The organism is Burkholderia sp. 9775_39 (assembly GCF_015712225.1).
Lineage (GTDB): Bacteria > Pseudomonadota > Gammaproteobacteria > Burkholderiales > Burkholderiaceae > Burkholderia > Burkholderia cenocepacia.
In genome coordinates, this window is record NZ_JACCQC010000013.1 from 135,110 (window position 1) to 155,880 (window position 20,771).

A 20,771-nucleotide genomic window follows, 5' to 3' on the forward strand; every position below is an offset into this window, starting at 1 on the left:
CCGGCTCATGGAACCTGAGATCACACGCAAGGAACAAGAATGAGTTTCGCTCCGAACGGGGGTATTCCCAGTGGATTGGGCGGTGGTGCGCTCGGCTCGTTGAGCGCACTCGGGGGCCTCGCCGGCCCGGTGGCGTCGAGCGTGGCCGGCAGCCTCGGGCCGCTCGCCGGGCTGGCCGGGCACGTCGACACCGTCCAGCGCGCGATGCAGCTCGCGCAGACCGGTTTTTCGCTGATGCAGAAGACGCCCGGCGCGATCGCCGAAGCGATCAACGGCGCCGCCAACCCCGCGCGCCTGACCCAGCTCAACCGTTACGTGACGCTCGATACGCCGCTCGGCTCCGATGTGCTGCTGGTCAGCGCGGCCGTCGTCGACGAGCACGTGAACCGGTTGCCGGAAATCCACCTCGACCTGCTGTCGCATCGCCACGACCTGCGCCCGGAGGACCTGATCGGCCAGCAGGTCAAGATCCGCTTCGATCAGCAGGCGCGCCTGTCGACGCTCGAACGCGTCGTCGCGTCGGGGGCAGTCGAGGGCGACCGCTACTTCGACGGCTACGTCGCGTCGTTCGACCGGGCCGGCAATCCCGGGAACGTCACGCAATACCACCTGACGGCCGTGCCGTGGTTCTGGTTCCTCACGCGCTCGACCGACTGCCGGATCTTCCAGAACAAGACCGCGCAGGACATCCTCACCGAGATCTTCCAGGAACACGGTTTTTCCGATTTCACGTTCGACATCCGGACCAGCCAGAAGCCGCTCGAGTACGTCGTGATGTACCAGGAGAGCTACTACAACTTCTGCGCGCGGTTGATGGAGCAGGAAGGGCTCGTGTGGACGCACCGCTACGAGAAGGACAAGCACTTTCTCGTGATCGGCGACACGAACCTGCTGTTCCGCCCGATCGACGGGCTCGCCACCGTGCCGTTCGCCGCGACCGAGGCCAGCGAGGACAGCGGCATCGACCAGTTGCACGAAGGTCGGCGCTTCGGCGTCGGCAAGGTCACGTTCCGCGACTTCAATCACCAGAATCCGTCGTCGCCGCTGATGCTGGTGGAGGCCGGGCCGCAGAACCTCAAGCACGCGCGGCTCGATGCGACCGAGCGGTTCGAGCACCAGTCGCTGTACGACCACGGCGACGACGGCAACCGCTACGCCCGTTTCGCGATGGAGGCCGAGGAGGCGCAAGCCCATCGCTATACCGGCGGCGGCTACGCGTGGCGCATGACGACGGCCGGCGCCGTGACCGTCGCGAATCACCCCGTCCTCGAGAACAACCAGGAGTACGTGATCCTGCACGTGCGTCACGAGGCGGTGAACGACTATACGCAGCACAGTGCGAAGCTGCCGTATCGCAACAGCTTCGCGCTGCTGCCGAAGAAGATTCCGTACCGTGCGCCGCGCGCGACGCCGAAGCCGGTGATTCACGGCACGCAATCGGCGATCGTCGTCGGGCCGAAGGGCGAGGAAATCTATACGAACGGCAGTGCGGTGAAGGTGCATTTCCCGTGGGACCGGCGCGGCAAGAAGGACGGCTCCGATTCGATGTGGGTGCGCGTGTCGCAGCCGTGGGCGGGCGACGGCTGGGGCGCGGCCGCGATTCCGCGGATCAAGCAGGAAGTGCTGGTGGCGTTCAATCAGGGCGATCCGGATAACCCCGTGATCGTCGGCCGCGTGTTCAACGGCGAGCAGGGCAACCCGTATCACGGCGCGGCCGGCCAGACGATGGGAATCAAGAGCCAGACGCACAAGGGGCAGGGGTCGAACGAGTTGCTGATGAGCGACGTCAATGGCGCACAGATGCTCTACATGCATGCGCAGAAGGACATGCATACCGTTGTCGAGGACGCGCAGTGGACTCAAGTTCTCAAAGGCGACCGGACCGTCGAGGTTGGCAAGGGCAACCATACGACGGCCGTCGCAGTTGGCAACCTGTCGGACGTTGTCGTGCAGGGCAATACGCTGCACCAGACTCCGCAGGGTGTGCACACACTGGAAGCCAAGGAACTCTGGATCAAGATCGGCGGGGATGGCGGCACGCGGATCCATATGACAGCCGACTCGATCGACATCTATAAGGGCGATTCGGTGATCCACCTGGATGACAGCAACATCAATATTCAGGCGGCTCGGACCGACATCAACCCGAAGAACGGCTAACACCGATAAGGATAACAAAGCATGTACCAGATTCAGGAAGGCACGTTGGCGCTGCCCGTGGAGTGGCAGGACAAAACGATGAACGTATTTGTGTCGGCAGCGACTGGCACGGAGGGTGTGAGTTTCGTGATCACGCGCGAGCGGCTGCCGTGGGGCATGAAGTTCGCCGAATATGTGTCAAGCGAAATCAGGAAGGTGGCGAAGCAGGTTCCGGATTATGCCGAGGTGGCAAATGAAGACGCCACGGTTTCCGGGCGCGCCGCGCATGTGCACGAGTTTACCTGGACGAACAACCAGGCACCCATTCACCAGCGGCTGACGATGGTGGAATACGGGCAGGTTGTCCTGATGCTCACCTTCACCGCGCCCGGTACGCTGAGCGATACACAGCGCGAACAAATCCGGACCGTGATTCAGAGCCTTCAGTTGCGCGATCCGGTCTGAGGCCGCAATGTCGGACACGCCGAACTACAACGAGCCGAGCGGGAGCGCCCAGGAGCGTCTCGATCAGATCGCCGGGCTGGAGGACGGTGAAGCCGCGAAAGCGGCCGAACAGCCGTTTTACGAGCACCTCAACTACGGGATGCTCGGCGCCGATGCGGGCCTGACCGCCGTCGAGGGGACGGCCGCCGGGCTGAGTGCGGCCGGTACAGCGCTGGCGGGTGGCGCGACCGGCGGGGCGGCACTGGGTGCGGGCGCGGTTGCGGCGGGCACCGTCATGCTTCCGCTGGCGATTGCGGTCGGCGGTGCGTGGGCGCTCGACAAGGTTGGCGTGACCGGCTGGCTATCGAAGGAATTCACGCAGGTTGGCGACGCGCTCGGCCTCACGATCGGCCGCGGCGATCCGCATCCCGCCTGCATTGGCGATCGGATCGCGCACTCGTCAGGTTTTATGGGGATTCTCGCCGGCATTGCCGTGGGGGTCGCGATTGGCGTGGCAGTGGCGGCGACCGTGGCAACCGGTGGACTCGCCGGTGCGCTGATCGTCGGCGCGTGCATGGCGGGCGGCCTGACGCTGGGGAGTGCGCTCGCGTCGGCGAGCCAGAGCATGGGCAGCAACTGTGGCGAGATCGTCACCGGTTCGAGCAACGTGTACTTCGAAGGCAAGAAGGTGGCGCGTGTCACGGACCTGGTGAAATGCGATCACCATTCCGGCGTGCCGCAGGCACTCGTCGACGGCAGCAAGACCGTGTTCGTCAACGGCCTGCCGCTGGTGCGGATCGGCCACGAAACGCACTGTAGCGGCAAGGTCAATTCGGGGCGCAACAGCATCTGGATCGACAAGACGACTGGACACTACGGTCCGAAGAACCCGGAGTTGTCCGCGACTCAGGAATTCCTGGCGGGTTTGCTCGGCGGGATGGTAGGAGGCGGAGTCGGAAAATTTGCCGGCAAGGGGCTGCGGGGGTTGCGCGAAAAATTCAAGCCCGAGCCCACCCGATCCGCGGAACAGAAGGGCATCAAGGACGAGAACCGGCCGACGTGCAAGGACCCGGTTGATCCGGTCTCCGGAGAAATGCTCGAGATCCGTACGGATCTCGTCATTCCCGGCATCCTGCCTCTCGAGTTCAAGCGACGCTATCGGACTCGATCGGACGACCACGGATTGCTCGGTCACCGCTGGTCGGACAACTGGTCGCAGCAACTGACGTTCGATGGCGGCCGCTTCGTGAGATTCCACGACGGCGCCGGCCTGGTGATCGGCTTTGACGCGCCGGATATGGCGCTCAACGGCATCAACTTGCGCGAGCCGCGCTATCGGCTGGTCGGAAGCCGGCTCGAACCGCGCATCTTCGATCGCGATACGCGGCAACTGCGTATTTTCGCGCCGCTCGTCGATGGGCGTTCGTCTCGCCTCGAACGGATCGAGGACCTCGACGGTAACGCAATCGTTCTCTCGTACGATATTGCGGGACGTTTGAGCGGCATCGTCCATAGCGATGGCTATCGGCTCGAGATTGCCTATCCTGGCCGCGACCGTCAGCTGCAACGGATCGTTCTCCATGATGCGGACGGTGGTTCCAGAACGCTTGTGGGATACGACTACCAGAACGGCATGCTTACCCATGTGGCGAGCTTCCAGTTTGGGCAGTTCTATTACGCGTACGACGAACACGGCTGGATGACCCAATGGCGGGATACAGACCAGACCGATGTTCGATATCGGTACGACGACGCTGGTCGTGTAGTCGAAACAGGTACACGGCAGGGCTATCACACGGGCCGATTCATCTACGAAGCCGGCTGCACACGCGTGATTGACGTCGATGGCGAATGGACCTACGCCTATAACGACGAAGGCCTTGTAACGGCCGAAACTGATCCGCTCGGTCATTGCACTTACTCCGAATGGGAGCTTGGTCGTTTGATGGCCCGGATTGATCCGCTTGGCCGACGGACGGACTATCGATACGACGAGCGAGGCCAACTGACTTCGGTCGTCGAAAGCTCGGGGAGGACGGTTGACTTCGACTATGACGACGAGCAGCGCCTAACCGGGGCACGCTTGCCGAACGGCGGCACGATCAAGCTCGAGTACGACCATCTGTCTCGGTTGATCGCACGGACCGAGCCGGACGGCAACAAAACGACCTATCGCTATGGGCCCCGTGGCGAACTGCTGCGAGTAGTTCAAGGTGATCGCGAGACACGCCTGGACTACGATGACCGGCTGCGGCTGACCGACATCGAGTTGCCAACGGGTGCGCGCTTCAGGCGCAAGATAGACGCGCTGGGCCGGCTGCTGGAGGAAGCGTCGCCCGACGGGCATGTGACGCGTTACGACTATGCTGACGGCCCGGCAAATCCGCGCGGTCTGCTGAGTGCGGTTACGCGCCCCGATGGCTCGGTATCGAGGGCACGCTATAACAGCGAGAGCCTGCCCGTCGAGTGGATCGATCCGCTAGGACGTACGATCCAGCGAACCTACGGTCCATTCGACCTGCTTACTGCGTCGATCGACGCGGCCGGACATGCAACGCGTTTTGAGTACGACCATGCGACCCGGCTGACGAAGGTTATCAATGCGCTGGGAGAGACTTACACATACCGCTACGACGCGGCCGGGCGTCTCGCGGCCGAAATTGATTGGGGAGGCCGCGCGACCGAATACGAGCGCGATGCCGTCGGTCGCCTGCTGACGAAGACACTGCCCGACGGTGGCCAGTGGCGCTATACATACGATGCATCCGACCGACTCATCGAGATCGATGCCGGCGACGTGAAGCTTGCCTACCGCTACGATGCGAGCGGCCGATTGGCGTCGGCGGAGGTCCAGGGTGAGCACGGTCATGTGACGCGCTTTGCCTACGACAGGAATGGCCGCTTGATAGGCGAAGATCAGCATGGCGAACTGTTGCGGCACGTCTACGACGCCGATGGACAACGCCGTCTGCGGATGACACCTAGGCGCGAGACCACCTATGCGTACGATGTATCCGGGGCTTTGACGCAAGTCGGGCAACTGACGATCCGGCGTGATGGGTTAGGGCGCGAGATTGGCCGCGAGGCGGGAGATTTTGTCGCGCAGCAACAGTACGACGCGCTCGGCCGTATACGCCGGCAGATTGCGGGGCCTGCCGTAGCCTTCGATGCCTTGCAAGCCGATCCGGCCCGTGCGCTGGAGCAATTGACGCGGCAGGTCTATCACTACGACGCAGCCGGGCAACTGGAGCGAGTCGACACCGACATAGATACGCTTACGTATCGGCGCGATGCACGTGGCCAGATCGTGACCGCAGAAAGTCTGTTGCAGCCGACTGAGCACTTCCGCTACGACGCGGCAATGAACATTGCCGCGCACGGGCGTCAGGCTCCCGTGGACGCTCACCATTACCATCGAGGCGGCCTGCCGGAACGGATCGGCCATGCGCGCTATCGGTATGACGCACGTGGCCGCACGATCGAGAAGATGGTCGAACAGCCCGGGTTCAGGCCAAAGACGTGGCAATACGCGTGGGATGGGCTCAATCGGCTCGTGAAGGTTACGACGCCCGAACGCGGCGTGTGGCTGTACCGCTACGATGCTTTCAACCGCCGAGTCGAGAAGCAGCAACTCGGCAGCCGCGAAGCCGTGAAGTTCCTGTGGGACGGTCCGACGCTGGCCGAGCGCTGGATCGAGCAGCGAGACGGTACGACTGGTCAGGTCGTGACCTGGCATATTGAGCCGAGCAGTTTTTCGCCGCTCGCGCAAGAGACCGATGACGGGCTGTATCCGGTTCTAACAGACCAGGTAGGTTTGCCGAAGGCGGTGTTCGACAAAACGGGAAAACCCGTGTGGAAGGCCGCGCACTCGTTGTGGGGAAAATTGCTGCCGACTAAGCGAGCGGCCAACGATGCACACAGCAGTTCGATCGATACGACGCTGCGATTTCCGGGCCAGTGGTCAGACGAAGAGACAGGACTTAGCTATAACCTGAATCGTTACTACGATCCAGATTCGGGGCAGTACTTGAGTCCAGATCCGCTTGGGCTGAAGGGCGGCTCCCGTACACAATCGTATGTGCACGATCCATTAGCGTGGTGTGACCCAGATGGACTGCAGGAATGCGAAAAGAAGAGGATGGGCGTTAACGAATCAGGGCACCATGTACCAGCTGTCCGGAAGTCAGTCGGGCGCCCGTTTGAAGTTGCACGCTCGGACAAAACACGGCCGACGCTCTTCCCGAGAGGGGCCGATCCGGAGCATGATCATTGGCGCCTACATGATGCCGAACGGGAAACTATCGGGCCCCGGCAAGGGAGTTTCCCGGGAACAGACGACCAGCTCTTTGACGCGTATCGAAAGGCCTATTCCGGCTTGGATGATATCAAGGTTGACGTAAAATCACCCAACGGGACGTACACTCTTGCCGAAGGTGTGACACCTCGCCAAGCAGTCGACGTGATCCAGAATTGGTTTAAGGAACAGGGGTTGTGGAATGGTAAATAAGATTTTGACTGATATCGATTCGGAGATATCTAAGCCAGGATTTTTCGATTTTTTTACTGGTCTAGACTCCGATGATGTGCTTGATAAAAGGGACGCCGCATCGTTCGATGATCTTTGGATGCAGTCGTTTAACGATGTCGACGGGCTCGCTCTTTCAGCCGACGATAAGAATTTTCTGGATTCTATTAGAGAGAAGGTGTTCAAGCTCTCATTTCGGGCATCAGGAAATTCCGATATCGCGGGAAGAGTTTCTGACGATATCGAATTAATCTCAAAAAGTATGTTGGCTGGCAAATCGGATAGTTGGCCGATTAAGGTTCTATGGGACGTCTATAAAAAGGGGGGCTTTCCCTGCTGAACGAGGGTGATGGATAGCTCTCGCTTCACGTGTTTTTAAAACTCGGAGCACTGGGCGAGTCGAGGTGTTTAAGTGCGGCAGCCCTCTTCGCAGTCGTGGCAATACTTCGCTGACTGTGCAATAGTGCAGTTCGGTAGTCTATCGACGCGATTTGTACAAGTGCTTGAAAATGGCGTGGTCGGGTAGCGCCGCTTTGGGTCAGAATTGCCGAAGCAGTTCGCGTCGCGCATGGAGTACCAGCAATATTCACAACGCTGTGATGCTGCTATTGCGAGCGGGATTCTCGTATAAATCGTTCCGTCGCTTCTTGATTTCGAGGGAACATGCCCGGCAGGCATCTGCAATGCACTATCGTTGCTCTCAGTGGCCTCGATTTTGGCATTCATGGAACCTGAGAGGGCGTAAAATGGCTTATGGAATAGAATCATTTAAATTGAATTCGATATAGTCCCGTATGAAAGAAGGGCGTGGTGACCAAAGACAGTTATGCCTCCGTGGTGTTGGATGTGCAAGACTGTAGTGAGCGTCATTGCCGCTGCGACTGCTTGCTGCAACGAATTCTGTTGCGTTGTCTGACATGAAGTACATGGTTGTCCAACCGAGAAGATATGAGCACGGGAATCGCAATTTATGGGATAGACCCGACTCGGGTCGCGGCCATTCTGGAAATAGCTGAAAGCCTCTTCCGTCGACTTGGGGAGGAGGTGTCTGAGGTGATCTTTATTGAATTCGGTGCTCGAGATGGCGCAAAGATCATTGAGGATCATAAAATTTCCATCAGTGATTTAAGGAAAGGTGTTTCCGATGGTGGGATCGTTGCATTTCAGATATGCAGTAATGGGAAAGATGGTGGGGTTCCCGTAATTTCATTGGGGTGCAATAATCAGAAGTTCGGCGGGATATCATTTGTGGATGTCCAGATCGAAGAGTCGATTTATAAAATAAGGGCCGAGATAGAGCGTTTTTTTGAAAATTTTGTGGCGAGTTTGGGTTGTAAATATGCAATTGCTTACGATGCGAAAGATTCTTCAACGGCCTACAAATATTCGACTGGCGTCAATCTGATCAGAATTTTTCCATTCGAGAACACATCGCTCTTTACAAGGGAACTCCCGGGCCGAGCGCCAGGAGCGGCGAGCTATGAAAGAGTGATGCTCAGGATGATTTATCCCCTGAATGTACTCAACGAGGAACACCTGGAAATTCGTGTCGGCGATCTTTCGTTGAGGGAGTGGATTACGGCGGATTCATGTCGGGGATATCTAAAGAGCATTTCAAACGGGATGTGGCTCTGGTCCGTCAAGGAGACGGACTTGGCCGAAATAAACAATGCTTGTGGAGAGGCGGGAATATTGATTGCCTGGAAAAAGGCGTCTACGGATAGGGCGGTGCGTAAATTACCGTGAGCTTATTTCCCGAACGGTGCGGATTTTAAGTAGGTCGACTGCTTTCACCTTCGCTCGCGAAAGAGGGTATATTTTCTTTTTCCGAGAATGCTGAAGGGATTAAAATATATATGATGCCGATCAAAGGGGTCGTCGAAATCATAAGGGCTGATAGCGGATGTCAAGTACTTGCCGGTGAGCGGGAGATGACGCTTACGCATGACGTCAGATCGAAGCTCCGATACTCGGTGAAGTGCTCGTCGGAGTTGAGGGAAGCATATCTCGAACGTAACGCAGCGCGGTGAGAGCTTCGCGCTGTCCCCCTTGACCCTAAGCGTCGAGAGAATGTGGCCATTTGAGAGGCCTGCAGGAAAACCACAGGTCCAATATCGACAGATGATCGACCGAACGGTATGACGTTGCTGGATTCGCACGCTCATCACAAGTGGCATCCACTGCGTGCGCGCTCAAAAGACCTTGCATTGGCTACACGAGTATCGAGACCGGCGCACATCGTTGAGTCAAAACTCGTAGAACTGTTTCAAATCGTCACGTTCGGACGCTATCGTGTTCCGAATAGATGGCGCAGGCGTCGATGTGCTCGCCATTACCGTCAACGCGCACAATAACCAGAAAACTGACCAAGCCGTGTACCTATACCCAATGGCTAACGTACGCTCAAATGCGCACCAACGATGGTTTAATAGGCAATGTTCAATTGACGGCGATCCTGTTGCCGGCAATGCACGTGAACTGACGTGCCAAACGCGCTGATCCTCTACCGACGCATCGCTCCCATCGATTCATCAACAAAGGAGGAATCCAAACCATAAATCCCAGGCCTGAGACGTTTTATCCGGACATGAAGATTGATGGAATGTGGCTGATCAACGATGCGTGTTTTGTCCCGGGCGCGCAAGGCGCGGATTGATATTGAGCCGGGCAGGCGTAATCATCACGCACATGAAAAGGCAACGCCGCGAAATGCGACCGCGCAGCGCAACGTCGCGCAGCGTGCCGGGCAGGGTAGACCAGCCGTAAGCGGCCGCTACCCCGAAACCCCACTTCACCAAGCAATATCGCAAGACGACCGCGACGTCCTCGCACCACCGGTAGCCGTGCACTTCGTCCCCGATCCATTGTCATAAAACGTCCGCGTCTCTGGCTGCGGCACCGACGGATCGAACGGATTCGGTGCCCCGTGAGGGCCACGTGGCGCATCGTACGGCCGCTGCGGCGCATACGAGCCGCCACGACCAGCAGGCCGAGAACCGTTCGCGCGCAGGTATTCATTCCAGTTTTGCTCGCGCTGCTCATACCCGGGCACTGCGCGACCTAGACTATCGTTCCCGCCCGCGCCGAGCGCGACGCGGTTCGGCGGCAAGACGAAATCGGGTTCACGCCCGGAAGACGCGGGCAGCGGCGCCACCAGCGCATCACTCGTTACCCGCAATGGCCGCGTATCCGGCGTATCGAACGGGCTACGTTCGGCAGGCGCGGCGAACTGTACGCGTGGGCGGCTCATCCTCACCGCGCGCCCGTCATCCCGAGCAGCCGCACGCCGCTCCGAGCGAAACACATTGGCACCGGCCGACCGATCGGTCAGCGTATCGCGTCCCGAAGCATGGGCAGCAGAAACAGAAAGCGCGCACGCGATCGCGGCGGCGGAAGAGAGGCGGACTGGGCAATTCATGGGCGATCCGAAGCAGGTGATGTGCATTGAACAAAAACGGCAGATCACTGGCTGGCGGCTGAGCGACGAGGGGGCGTCGAAGCGGCCCTGAAGCGACTGCGAGGCGCGGCGAACGCGACTTGCAGGGAGGCTGGCTGGATTGCAGAAGCGAGCTCGCATTATTTCATGAAAATATCAAAAAGCTTTCAGATTGTTTAGTTCCGCAGATAAACAGTAATATTTGCCGCCTCACTGAGCGCTCCGTCCTGGTGCGTGCCAACACAATCATCAGTCGATTGATCTCCAGCGACCAGGGCTCTTGGCAACCCAAAAAATGCATCACCGGGAAATCCCCGTCGCCGAACGCCAAGCCCAGCAAGGAACCCGCCCCCACCTCCTTGCCAAAATAGCAACCCGATTGCACTCGAAGCAAACGTTGTCGCCGCGCCGAGGTTGCGCCCGCATCGCCACCCACCCATCTCAAAAACGTACGTGTTTTCCCTCAATCGACAGGCATTTTTGACAGACGATTGAAAAACGCCCATATAATTTCGACTGCCTTGCCAATGGCTGTCGGACCATCCCTCCGAACGAGCGATTTGGCAAGCGGGGCAGGCGAAACGCTTGCGCAATGCAAGACGCATCACGATGTCTTTCCGAACCAGACGTCCCCTTCGGGGACTGCAAGAGCCGGGCCCCGCTACGCAACATTCCGCCGGAGTTCCGTCTTCTATGTGTCTCGGGCGTGTCCCATGTCCTCGCCCCGGGTGCTGTTCGATTGCGCAAGTCATGCCGCCTTTGCCCGTATGACTAAACAACATCGAGGAGCTCCCAGATGACGCTGTCCCGTCTTACGTCCATTTCCGTCGCCGCCGTCCTGTTCGCCGCCGGCGTCGCCGCCGCGCAAGCGGAAACCGTGAAGATCGCCATCGCTGGTCCGATGAGCGGCTCGGTCGCCCAATACGGCGACATGGTGAAGGCCGGCGCGCTGACCGCGATCGAACAGATCAACGCGGCAGGCGGCGCGGGCGGCAACAAGTTCGAAGTGGTGATGATGGACGACGCGTGCGAACCGAAGCAGGCCGTCGCCGTCGCCAACAAGATCGTCAGCCAGAAGATCAAGTACGTGATCGGTCACGTGTGCTCGGGTTCGACGATTCCCGCGTCGGACATCTACGAGAACGAAGGCATCGTGATGGTCACGCCGTCGGCCACCGCGCCGCAACTGACGGAAGGCAAGAAGCGCCACTTCATTTTCCGCACGATCGGCCGTGACGACCAGCAAGGCCCGGCCGCCGCGCACTACATCATCAACAACGTGAAGCCGAAGAAGGTCGCGGTCCTGCACGACAAGCAGTCGTACGGCCAGGGCATCGCGTCGTCGGTGAAGAAGGACCTCGAAGCCGCGAAGATCCCGGTCGTGCTGTTCGAAGGCATCAACGCCGGCGATTCGGACTACTCGGCGATCATCACGAAGCTGAAGTCGCAAGGCGTCGATTTCGTCTACTTCGGCGGCTACCACCCGGAAATGGGCCTGCTGATGCGCCAGGCGCGCGAGCAGGGCGTGAAGGCGACGTTCATGGGGCCTGAAGGCGTGGGCAACAAGGACGTGACGGCGATCGCCGGCCCGGCTTCGGAAGGCATGCTCGTGACGCTGCCGGCCGACTTCTCGGCCGATCCGGCCAACGCGGCGCTCGTGAAGGCGTTCGCGGACAAGAAGCGCGACCCGAACGGTCCGTTCCAGATGCCGTCGTACGCCGCGGTGAAGATCATCGCCGACTCGATCGCGGGCGCGAAGACGACCGACCCGACGAAGGTGGCCGCGTACATGCACAAGACGACGTTCGACACGCCGATCGGCAAGGTCGCGTATGACGCACAGGGCGACCTGAAGGCGTTCAAGTTCGTCGTGTACACGTGGCACAAGGACGCGACGAAGACCGCCGCCAAGTAACAACGGAGTACCCGCCCGCGCACCCGCCCTGTCCGAAACCCGGACGGGGCGGGTGCGTATTGGCCGCGCATCTGCCCCATGCGCGCCAGCGGGCGGCCCGAGACGACACCGTGCGTTGCGCGCGGCCGAGCGCCGTGATCCGGCGACGGCATGTGACCCAGCGCCAACGGGAGCTTCCCGCACATGACTGACTTCTTTCCTCAATTCGCCCAGCAGCTGGTCAACGGCCTGACGCTGGGTGCGATCTATGCGTTGATCGCCATCGGCTATTCGATGGTCTACGGCATCATCGGCATGATCAACTTCGCCCACGGCGAGATCTACATGATCGGCGCGTACGTGGGCCTCGTGACCCTGACGGCCATCGGCATCTCCGCCGGCTATCCGCTGCCGCTCGTGCTCGGCGCCGCGCTGATCGTGTCGGTGATCGTCACCGGCCTGTACGGCTTCGCGGTCGAACGCGTCGCGTATCGCCCGCTGCGCGGCGGCCCGCGCCTCGTGCCGCTGATCTCCGCGATCGGCATGTCGATCTTCCTGCAGAACTACGTGCAGATCGGCCAGGGCGCGCGCGACGTGTCGGTGCCCGTGCTGATCTCCGGCGCATTCGACATCCATCTCGGCGGCGACTACGACGTGACGATTCCGTATGCGCGTCTGCTGATCGTCTGCGTGACGATCGTGCTGATGATCGCGCTCACGCTGTTCATCTCGCATTCGCGGATGGGGCGTGCGTGCCGTGCGTGCGCGGAAGACATGAAGATGGCGAACCTGCTCGGCATCGACACGAACCGCGTGATCTCGTTCACGTTCGTGCTCGGCGCGATGCTGGCGGCCGTCGGCGGCGTGCTGATCGGGCTGACGATCGGCAAGCTGAATCCGTATATCGGCTTCGTCGCGGGCATCAAGGCGTTCACTGCCGCGGTGCTCGGCGGGATCGGCAGCATTCCGGGCGCGATGCTCGGCGGCGTGCTGCTGGGCCTCGCCGAAACCTTCGCCGCGGGCTACATGCCGGCCGAGTACAAGGACGTGGTCGCGTTCGGCCTGCTCGTGCTGATCCTGCTCTTCCGCCCGACCGGCCTGCTCGGCAAGTCGGACATCGAAAAGGTTTGAGGGAGACGCAGATGAGTCAAGTCATTTCCGTTCGCCGCCCGGCCGCCGACGCGTCGTTCGGCCAGGCGCTGAAGAACGCCGTGGCCGCCGCGATCCTGACGGCGATCCTCACGATTCCAGTGCTCGGGCTGCAACTGAAGCTCGACGGCTATCAGGTGGTGCTGACGCCGCACTGGCGCCCGGTGTGGATCGCTGTCGCGGCCGTGTTCCTGTTCCAGTTGTTCAAGCCGTGGCTGATGCGCGCGAAAGCGGCCGTGAAGCTGCCGGCGGCGCCGACGATGGGCGCGCGGCAGCAGCGCGTGATCATCTGGGTGCTGCTCGCGGTCGGCCTCGTGTGGCCGTTCTTCGGCTCGCGAGGCGCGGTGGACGTCGCCACGCTCGCGCTGATCTACGTGATCCTCGGCCTCGGGCTGAACATCGTGGTCGGTTTCGCGGGGCTGCTGGATCTCGGCTACGTCGGGTTCTACGCGGTCGGCGGCTATACGTACGCGATGCTGAACCAGTATTTCGGGCTGTCGTTCTGGGAATGCCTGCCGATCGCGGCGATCTCCGCGGCGACGTTCGGCTTCCTGCTCGGCTTCCCGGTGCTGCGGTTGCGCGGCGACTATCTGGCGATCGTCACGCTCGGCTTCGGCGAAATCATCCGCCTGCTCGCGAACAACCTGACGAGCCTCACCGGCGGCCCGGACGGCATCTCGAGCATTCCGAAGCCGACGGTGTTCGGCTTCGAGATGGCGCGCTCGGCGAGCGTCGAAGGCGCGAAGACCTTCCATGAACTGATCGGGCTGGAATACAGCGGCGAGCACATGGTGATCTTCCTGTACCTGATCGCGCTGCTGCTGGTGGGCTTCACGCTGTTCGTGACGAGCCGCCTGATCCGCATGCCGATGGGCCGTGCGTGGGAAGCGCTGCGCGACGACGAGATCGCATGCCGTTCGCTGGGTCTCAACCCGACGCGCATCAAGCTGTCGGCGTTCACGCTCGGCGCGGCGTTCGCGGGGATCGGCGGCGCGTTCTTCGCGGCGCGTCAGGGCCTCGTGAATCCCGAATCGTTCACCTTCATCGAATCGGCGCTGATCCTCGCGATCGTCGTGCTCGGCGGGATGGGCTCGCAGCTCGGCGTGATTCTCGCGGCGATCCTGCTGACCGTGCTGCCGGAAGTCGCGCGCGGCTTCGCCGAATACCGGATGCTGATCTTCGGTCTCGTGATGGTGTTGATGATGATGTGGCGTCCGCAGGGCCTGTTGCCCGCGAGCCGTCCCCACGTGGAGCTGCCGCAATGAGCGCGAATGCAGAACTGTTGAAGGTCGCCGGGCTGCAGATGCGCTTCGGCGGGTTGCTCGCGGTGGACGGCATCGATTTCGACGTGCGCCGCGACGAGGTGTTCGCGATCATCGGGCCGAACGGCGCGGGCAAGACCACGGTGTTCAACTGCGTCGGCGGCTTCTACAAGCCGACCGGCGGCGACGTGGTGCTCGACGGCCACGCGATTGGCGGGCTGCCGAGCCACAAGATCGCGTTGAAGGGTCTGGTGCGGACGTTCCAGAACATCCGGCTGTTCAAGTCGCTGACCGTCGTCGAGAACCTGCTCGTCGCGCAGCATCGCAAGGTGAAGGCCGGGCTGCTGCACGGCCTGTTCGCGACGCCCGCGTATCGTCATGCCGAGCAGGCAGCGCTCGAACGCGCGGCCGTGTGGCTCGACCGGATGGGGCTGACGTCGGTCGCCAACCGGCCGGCCGGCACGCTGTCGTACGGGCACCAGCGGCGTCTGGAGATCGCGCGCTGCATGATCACCGAGCCGCGCCTGCTGATGCTCGACGAGCCGGCGGCGGGCCTCAACCCGCAGGAAAAGATCGAGCTGCAGCACCTGATCGACAAGCTGCGCCGTGAATTCGGCGTGTCGGTGCTGCTGATCGAACACGACATGAGCCTCGTGATGGGCGTGTCCGACCGCATCCTCGTGATGGAGCACGGCCGGCCGATCGTGATCGGCACGCCGGAAGCGGTCCGCAACGACCCGCGCGTGATCAAGGCGTATCTGGGGGAAGAGTGATGCTGAAGCTGGAACAGGTCCATACGCACTACGGCGCGGTCGAAGCGCTCGCGGGCGTGTCGATCGAAGTGAACAAGGGCGAGATCGTCACGCTGATCGGCAGCAACGGCGCCGGCAAGACGACGCTGATGATGACCGTGTGCGGCACGCCGCGCGCGTCGTCGGGCCGCGTGCTGTTCGAGGGCAACGACATCACCGCGATGTCGACGCACCAGATCATGCGGCAGGGAATGGCGATTTCGCCGGAAGGGCGGCGCGTGTTCCCGAGCCTGACGGTGCTCGAGAACCTGAAGATGGGCGGCTTCTTCGCGAGCCGTCACGAGATCGACGACGGCATCGAGCACGTGTTCAAGCTGTTTCCGCGCCTGAAGGAACGCGCGGCGCAGCGGGCCGGCACGATGTCGGGCGGCGAGCAGCAGATGCTCGCGATCGGCCGCGCGCTGATGAGCAAGCCGCGTTTGCTGCTGCTCGACGAGCCGACGCTCGGCCTCGCGCCGCTCGTGATCGCGCAGATCTTCGACATCATCCGCACGATCCGCGACGAAGGCGTCACGGTGTTCCTCGTCGAGCAGAATGCGAACAAGGCGCTCGGTGTGGCCGACCGCGGCTACGTGCTCGAAACGGGGCGCGTGGTGCTGGCCGACACGGGCGCGAACCTGCTCGCGAACGACCGCATCAAGCAGGCGTATCTAGGCGGTTGACGAGAGAAAGCCGCCGGCCTGCAACGGGCCGGCGGCAGTTTTTCCGGCGGTTCACTTCTGCTTGCAAGGCCGGGTTCCCGGCCTTGTCTTCGTTATCCGATCCTGAACGTGCTTTTCAGTACGTCGCGCAGATGCAGCGCGGCGCGATTGCTGTCGTCCGTCAGCACCGTGATCAGGTGCGGCGGCAGATCGGGCAGCACGATCCCGGCGACGTGGCTCGTCAGGTTGCCCGACACGCGGTCGTGCTCGATCAGGCCGACCGCCAGCCCGTTCGCGATACACGCTTCGACCGCCGGCGAACTGGCGCTTTCGAGCAGCATCCGGTGCGCGATCTTCGCCTTCTTCAGCGCATTCAGCGCGGTGTCGCGGTACGGGCAGCCCTGCAGTTGCACCGCGATCGGTAGCGGCGCATCGGGATTGAACTTGAAGGTGCGCGCGGCGACCCACACCGGATGCGTCTTGCTGAGCAGTTCGGCGTGCGGCAGCGCTTTCGGCACCACGGCGATCGTGATGTCGAGCTGGCCACGCGAGAACAGCAGTTGCAACTCTTCGCTGGAGCGCGCTTCGACCGTCAGTTCCAGCAGCGGCCGGTCGGCGGCGAAGCGCGGCAGGAATTCGGCCATGAAGTGCGCGGCGTAGGAATCGGGGATGCCGAGCCGCAGCTTGCCGGTCAGCATCTGCGGCGACAGCGATTCGACGAGCCGGTCGTGGCTCAGCAGGAACTCGGTGGTGTCGCTCAGCAGCTTGTGGCCGAACTGCGTGAGTTCGACCGCCTGGTTGTTTCGCGTGAACAGCCGCTGCGCGACCATCTCTTCCAGCTTCTGAATCTGCGCGGTGACCGACGACGGGCTGCGGTTTACATGAACGGCCGCATCCTTGAAGCGGCCGAGCTTCGCGACGGCGTGGAAGGTACGCAGCAGGTCGACGTCCAGGGTACGCGGCATGATTTGGTTTTTCCGAATCAGTGATTCAGGTAATGTCGATTGACGGAATTATTGGGCATCCCATATTCTCGGGTCAACAGGCAGACAACGGCAGGCAGCCGGTCGGGCGTTGCACGCATCCGGGGAACGATTCATGTCGATCAATGATTTTGTCGTAGATGCATTGGTGCGGGACAGGAAGCTGAAGGCGGAGTCGGTATGGACGGTCGAGAATCACGAAAAATATTCGACGTTGCATCGCACGGACGATGACGCGCGGCGGCGGGAAGCGGGGCGCGAAGTCTTTGCGCTGATGCGCAACCTGAACGAGCTGGGCGTGCGAAGCCCGGCGTTGTGCGCGGATCGCGACGGTAACGGGTCGTTACGCGAAGCGATCGGCGCATTGAGCGAGCGGCTCGCGACGTTGTCGCGCGGCCGCCATGTGCATTACATCGAGCTCGGGCCCGAGCCGGTCAAGACGACCGAGCTGATGAAGGCGGTCAGCGGCGGCGGCCCGAACCATCTGCGTTACACGGCCGTCGACATCAACGAGTCGTCGGAAGACGCGATGCGGCACGCGATCATGCCGTTCCTGAAAACGCCGGGCTGTTTCAACTACATCGCCGACGATTACCGGAACGTGCAGTGGAACCATATCGACCTGGGCCAGGACGTGACGTTCATCACGATGCTCGGATTCCAGGAAGGCAACGAGCTGCCGGTGACGATCGGCCGGCTGATTCGCAATCTCGGCGGCAAGTCGACTTACGTCGTGTCGGAGATGCAGTTGATCGTGGAAGGGCGCGAAGAGCCCATCTACAACTTCTACCAGAACGAGAACATGGTGCGGTTCTCCGAAATCGTCAGCCGGCAGCAGGGTTTCGAGCCGCTCGGCAAGCATCACGTGTCGATCGTGCGGCTCAATCTGCTGGGCGACCAGTTCCATGTGGCGGTCACGCTGCAGCCGGTGTCGAAAGCGGGGGCCGACGGGCATCTGATCACCAACGTCTGCCTGAAATACACGCCGGAGCAATTCCGCCACGTTCGCCTGAGCCACGGCAATTGCCGCGTAATCGACGAGCTGCGCAGCGGGGATGGCAGCGTCGTGTACCAGATTGCGCAGTTCAAGGGCTGAATGGCGAAACGTCGACAGCGAGGCACGCGATGAACAAGGGAAATGCATTGCCGGTGTTTGCGCGCGGGTTCGGCCGGGTGAGGCTGGCGCTGCGGACGTCGCTGTCCGTCGGCGCGAACGTCGGCGGCAGGCTCGACGCATCGACGGAACCGATGCGCTGGTCCAGCGCGTGCCTGCGCGACGGCTACGAGGTGCGCTACCGCCGCAACCTCGACGATCTCGGCTATCGCGACGTGCCGATGCGCGGTACGCGCTCGGATGCGCTGAACGCGGTGTGTCACCTGCGCGGCTTGTTTTCCGACGAAGCGGTCGACGCGTTGCGCGAGATCGGCCGCGCGCTGGAGCGCAGTGCGTCGAGCAGCAACTGGATCATCTCGAAGCGCGTGCGTGCGGTGACGAACCGCTCGCGGTTCATCGACGACATGATGCACGATCGCGCGTTCCTGCTGCGGGTGTCGCGCCTCGCCGGCGTGCCGTTGATTCCGTACCCGATGGCCAATGCGCGCTCGCAGTTCAATTACTACTATCCGACGGACCAGCGCGACGGCAAGGAACAACTGGGCATGTGGCATACCGACGGCACCAGTTTCGTGCTGAACATCGTGTTGTCGGATCGCGCCGAGTACGAAGGCGGCAACTTTCTGTTCTACGAATCGATGGCGGAGACGTTCGATCGCTACGATCGCGAACGCCGGCACGTCAAGACCGCGAATCTGGACAACGCGGGTGATGCGCTGCTGATCTACGGCAGCAAGCTGTTTCATGGCGTCGAACCGGTTCAGGGCGGGCGTCGCATGTCGCTGGTGCTGTCGTTTCATTGCCCGACCACGCGCGAGGACGACAACGGGTTCTGGCATCTCGCGTCGGACGACGGTATTCCGCGCACCGTCGTCAACTGGCTGGCGCTGCAGCGTGCCCTTCGGGACGACGCCGAATTGCAGTACCTGCGCCTGGGGCTCGAACCGATCCGGCCGGAAGACCTGGGCGACCAGCGTCTGGCTCCGGCCACTTTCTGAGAACCGTCGCGCCATGCAGCTTTTCCTGCTCCAACTCGTTTTCGTCCTGTCGTGGAGTTCCGGGTTCATTGGCGCCAAGCTCGGCGCGGAGACGGCCGGCGCGTTCAATCTGCTGTTCTGGCGGTTCCTGCTCGTCACGCTGTGCCTTGCGATCGTCCTCAATCGCCAGCTCGCGCGTCTGACGCTCGAAAAAATCCGCTATCACGCGGTGATTGGCTTCCTGTCGCAGTTCCTCTATCTGGCCTGTGTGTACGTCGCGATCCAGCATGGCCTGCCGCCGGGCATCGCCGCGATCGTCGCGGCGTTGCAGCCGCTCATCACGGCGGCGATGACGTCGTTCGGCGGCAGCGAGCGCAGCGGGGCGCGCCAGTGGGCCGGGCTCGTCGTCGGGTTCGTCGGCGTAGGCATCGTGATCGGCGGGCAATATGCGCTGCCGGCCGGGTCGGTCGGGATCGTGATGTACCTGCTGCCGCTGGTGTCCGCGTTCGGACTGTCGATCGCGACGATCTATCAGCGCCGCCGCGCGCTGACGGCCGCGCGCAGCAACGAGGACGGGCTGTTCCTGCCGCTGTTCGTGCAGGGTTGCGTGAGCCTCGTGCTGTTCGCGGCGTGCGGGCTCGTCACCGGCGACCTGCATGTGCCGACGCAGCCGAACGTGTGGGTGTCGGTCGTGTGGCTGACGGTGTTCTCGACTTTCATCGCTTACCTGTCGCTGTGGGCGCTCCTCAAACGCATGCCCGCGACGCGCGTGGCGACGCTCGTCTATCTCGAACCGCCGGTGACGCTGCTGTGGGCCGCATGGATGTTCGGCGACCGGATCGAGGTGACGACCTACGTCGGCATCGTCGTCGTCGCGATCGGCGTCTGGCTGGCCGGCAAGCACGGCGCGCGGCCCGCGCGGCCGCGCTGCGCGGACATGGAGACGGCCGGCCGCTGACGCACTGGTTGCGCGCGCGATTCCGGTGTAGCTTCGCGAGACTGCCCGACTCGTGAAGGAACCCGATGAAAGTCAAACGGATCGTCGCCAACGTCGATACACGCTCGATCGACGACGCCAGGCGCTTCTACCAACGGATCTTCGGTCTCGACCTGCTGATGGACCACGGCTGGATCGCGACCTACGGCAACGCCGAGCAGATGGACGTGCAGATCAGCTTCGCGTCGCACGGCGGATCGGGCACGCCGACGCCCGATCTGTCGATCGAGGTCGACGATGTCGATGAAGCGCTCGCGCGGGTTCGGGCGGCCGGCATGTCCGTCGAATACGGGCCGGCCGACGAACCGTGGGGCGTACGGCGGTTTTACGTGCGCGACCCGTTCGGCAAGCTCGTCAACGTGCTCGCGCATCGCTGAGCCGGCGACGGGAGTCGGGTA

The 20,771-nt window shown here is 61.9% G+C and carries 16 protein-coding genes; 14 read left to right on the forward strand and 2 right to left on the reverse strand.

Annotated features, from left to right (window positions below):
- The first annotated feature begins 39 nt into the window (after nt 1–39).
- The 5 genes from H0X90_RS19190 to H0X90_RS19210 all read left to right on the forward strand — a co-directional run bounded on the left by H0X90_RS19190 (nt 40) and on the right by H0X90_RS19210 (nt 8,854).
- Entirely contained in the window at nt 40–2,160 is a 2,121-nt protein-coding gene (locus H0X90_RS19190) for a type VI secretion system Vgr family protein (RefSeq protein WP_077189088.1), read from the forward strand.
- Nucleotides 2,161–2,181: 21 nt separating this feature from the next.
- Nucleotides 2,182–2,604 carry a DcrB-related protein gene (locus H0X90_RS19195; protein ID WP_077189087.1) on the forward strand — a complete coding sequence of 141 codons (423 nt, stop codon included), beginning with the start codon at nt 2,182–2,184 and terminating at the stop codon, nt 2,602–2,604.
- A 7-nt stretch (nt 2,605–2,611) separates the two neighbouring features.
- Nucleotides 2,612–7,090: a DUF6531 domain-containing protein gene (locus H0X90_RS19200; protein WP_227739689.1), complete on the forward strand. Its 4,479-nt coding sequence runs from the start codon at nt 2,612–2,614 to the stop codon at nt 7,088–7,090.
- Nucleotides 7,080–7,448 (forward strand): hypothetical protein, encoded by a 369-nt coding sequence (locus H0X90_RS19205; RefSeq protein ID WP_077189086.1) that lies wholly within the window; start codon nt 7,080–7,082, stop codon nt 7,446–7,448. Before H0X90_RS19200 ends, H0X90_RS19205 begins: the two co-directional genes overlap by 11 nt.
- A gap of 608 nt (nt 7,449–8,056) precedes the next feature.
- Nucleotides 8,057–8,854 (forward strand): hypothetical protein, encoded by a 798-nt coding sequence (locus H0X90_RS19210; RefSeq protein WP_125346476.1) that lies wholly within the window; start codon nt 8,057–8,059, stop codon nt 8,852–8,854.
- A gap of 1,045 nt (nt 8,855–9,899) precedes the next feature.
- Here the strand turns inward: H0X90_RS19210 and H0X90_RS35775 are convergent.
- Nucleotides 9,900–10,553 carry a hypothetical protein gene (locus H0X90_RS35775; protein ID WP_077189085.1) on the reverse strand — a complete coding sequence of 218 codons (654 nt, stop codon included), beginning with the start codon at nt 10,551–10,553 and terminating at the stop codon, nt 9,900–9,902.
- Nucleotides 10,554–11,340: 787 nt separating this feature from the next.
- Between H0X90_RS35775 and H0X90_RS19215 the strand changes: the two genes are divergently transcribed.
- From H0X90_RS19215 to H0X90_RS19235, 5 genes are all read left to right on the forward strand, one after another.
- Nucleotides 11,341–12,459, forward strand: coding sequence for a branched-chain amino acid ABC transporter substrate-binding protein (locus H0X90_RS19215; protein ID WP_196438160.1), 1,119 nt, complete (start codon nt 11,341–11,343; stop codon nt 12,457–12,459).
- A 183-nt stretch (nt 12,460–12,642) separates the two neighbouring features.
- Nucleotides 12,643–13,569 carry a high-affinity branched-chain amino acid ABC transporter permease LivH gene (gene livH, locus H0X90_RS19220; RefSeq protein WP_006484734.1) on the forward strand — a complete coding sequence of 309 codons (927 nt, stop codon included), beginning with the start codon at nt 12,643–12,645 and terminating at the stop codon, nt 13,567–13,569.
- An 11-nt stretch (nt 13,570–13,580) separates the two neighbouring features.
- Complete coding sequence (locus H0X90_RS19225; protein ID WP_034202011.1) at nt 13,581–14,852, forward strand: high-affinity branched-chain amino acid ABC transporter permease LivM; 1,272 nt, start codon at nt 13,581–13,583, stop codon at nt 14,850–14,852.
- Nucleotides 14,849–15,622 (forward strand): high-affinity branched-chain amino acid ABC transporter ATP-binding protein LivG, encoded by a 774-nt coding sequence (gene livG / locus H0X90_RS19230; protein ID WP_006484760.1) that lies wholly within the window; start codon nt 14,849–14,851, stop codon nt 15,620–15,622. Before H0X90_RS19225 ends, livG begins: the two co-directional genes overlap by 4 nt.
- Nucleotides 15,622–16,323, forward strand: coding sequence for an ABC transporter ATP-binding protein (locus tag H0X90_RS19235; protein WP_006484776.1), 702 nt, complete (start codon nt 15,622–15,624; stop codon nt 16,321–16,323). The genes livG and H0X90_RS19235 overlap by 1 nt, the downstream gene beginning before the upstream one ends.
- Nucleotides 16,324–16,415: 92 nt before the next feature.
- Here the strand turns inward: H0X90_RS19235 and H0X90_RS19240 are convergent, their stop codons facing one another.
- A complete protein-coding gene (locus tag H0X90_RS19240; protein ID WP_006498800.1) occupies nt 16,416–17,267 on the reverse strand; it encodes a LysR substrate-binding domain-containing protein in 852 nt (283 codons plus the stop codon).
- Between the two features lie 133 nt (nt 17,268–17,400).
- Between H0X90_RS19240 and H0X90_RS19245 the strand changes: the two genes are divergently transcribed.
- The 4 genes from H0X90_RS19245 (at nt 17,401) to H0X90_RS19260 (ending at nt 20,750) form a co-directional block, all read left to right on the forward strand.
- Nucleotides 17,401–18,381: a hypothetical protein gene (locus H0X90_RS19245; protein ID WP_077189084.1), complete on the forward strand. Its 981-nt coding sequence runs from the start codon at nt 17,401–17,403 to the stop codon at nt 18,379–18,381.
- Nucleotides 18,382–18,410: 29 nt separating this feature from the next.
- Complete coding sequence (locus tag H0X90_RS19250; protein ID WP_048985062.1) at nt 18,411–19,397, forward strand: 2OG-Fe(II) oxygenase; 987 nt, start codon at nt 18,411–18,413, stop codon at nt 19,395–19,397.
- A 13-nt stretch (nt 19,398–19,410) separates the two neighbouring features.
- Nucleotides 19,411–20,334 (forward strand): DMT family transporter, encoded by a 924-nt coding sequence (locus H0X90_RS19255; protein ID WP_006484773.1) that lies wholly within the window; start codon nt 19,411–19,413, stop codon nt 20,332–20,334.
- 65 nt (nt 20,335–20,399) lie between these two features.
- Nucleotides 20,400–20,750, forward strand: coding sequence for a VOC family protein (locus tag H0X90_RS19260; RefSeq protein ID WP_006484732.1), 351 nt, complete (start codon nt 20,400–20,402; stop codon nt 20,748–20,750).
- Nucleotides 20,751–20,771 lie beyond the last annotated feature (21 nt).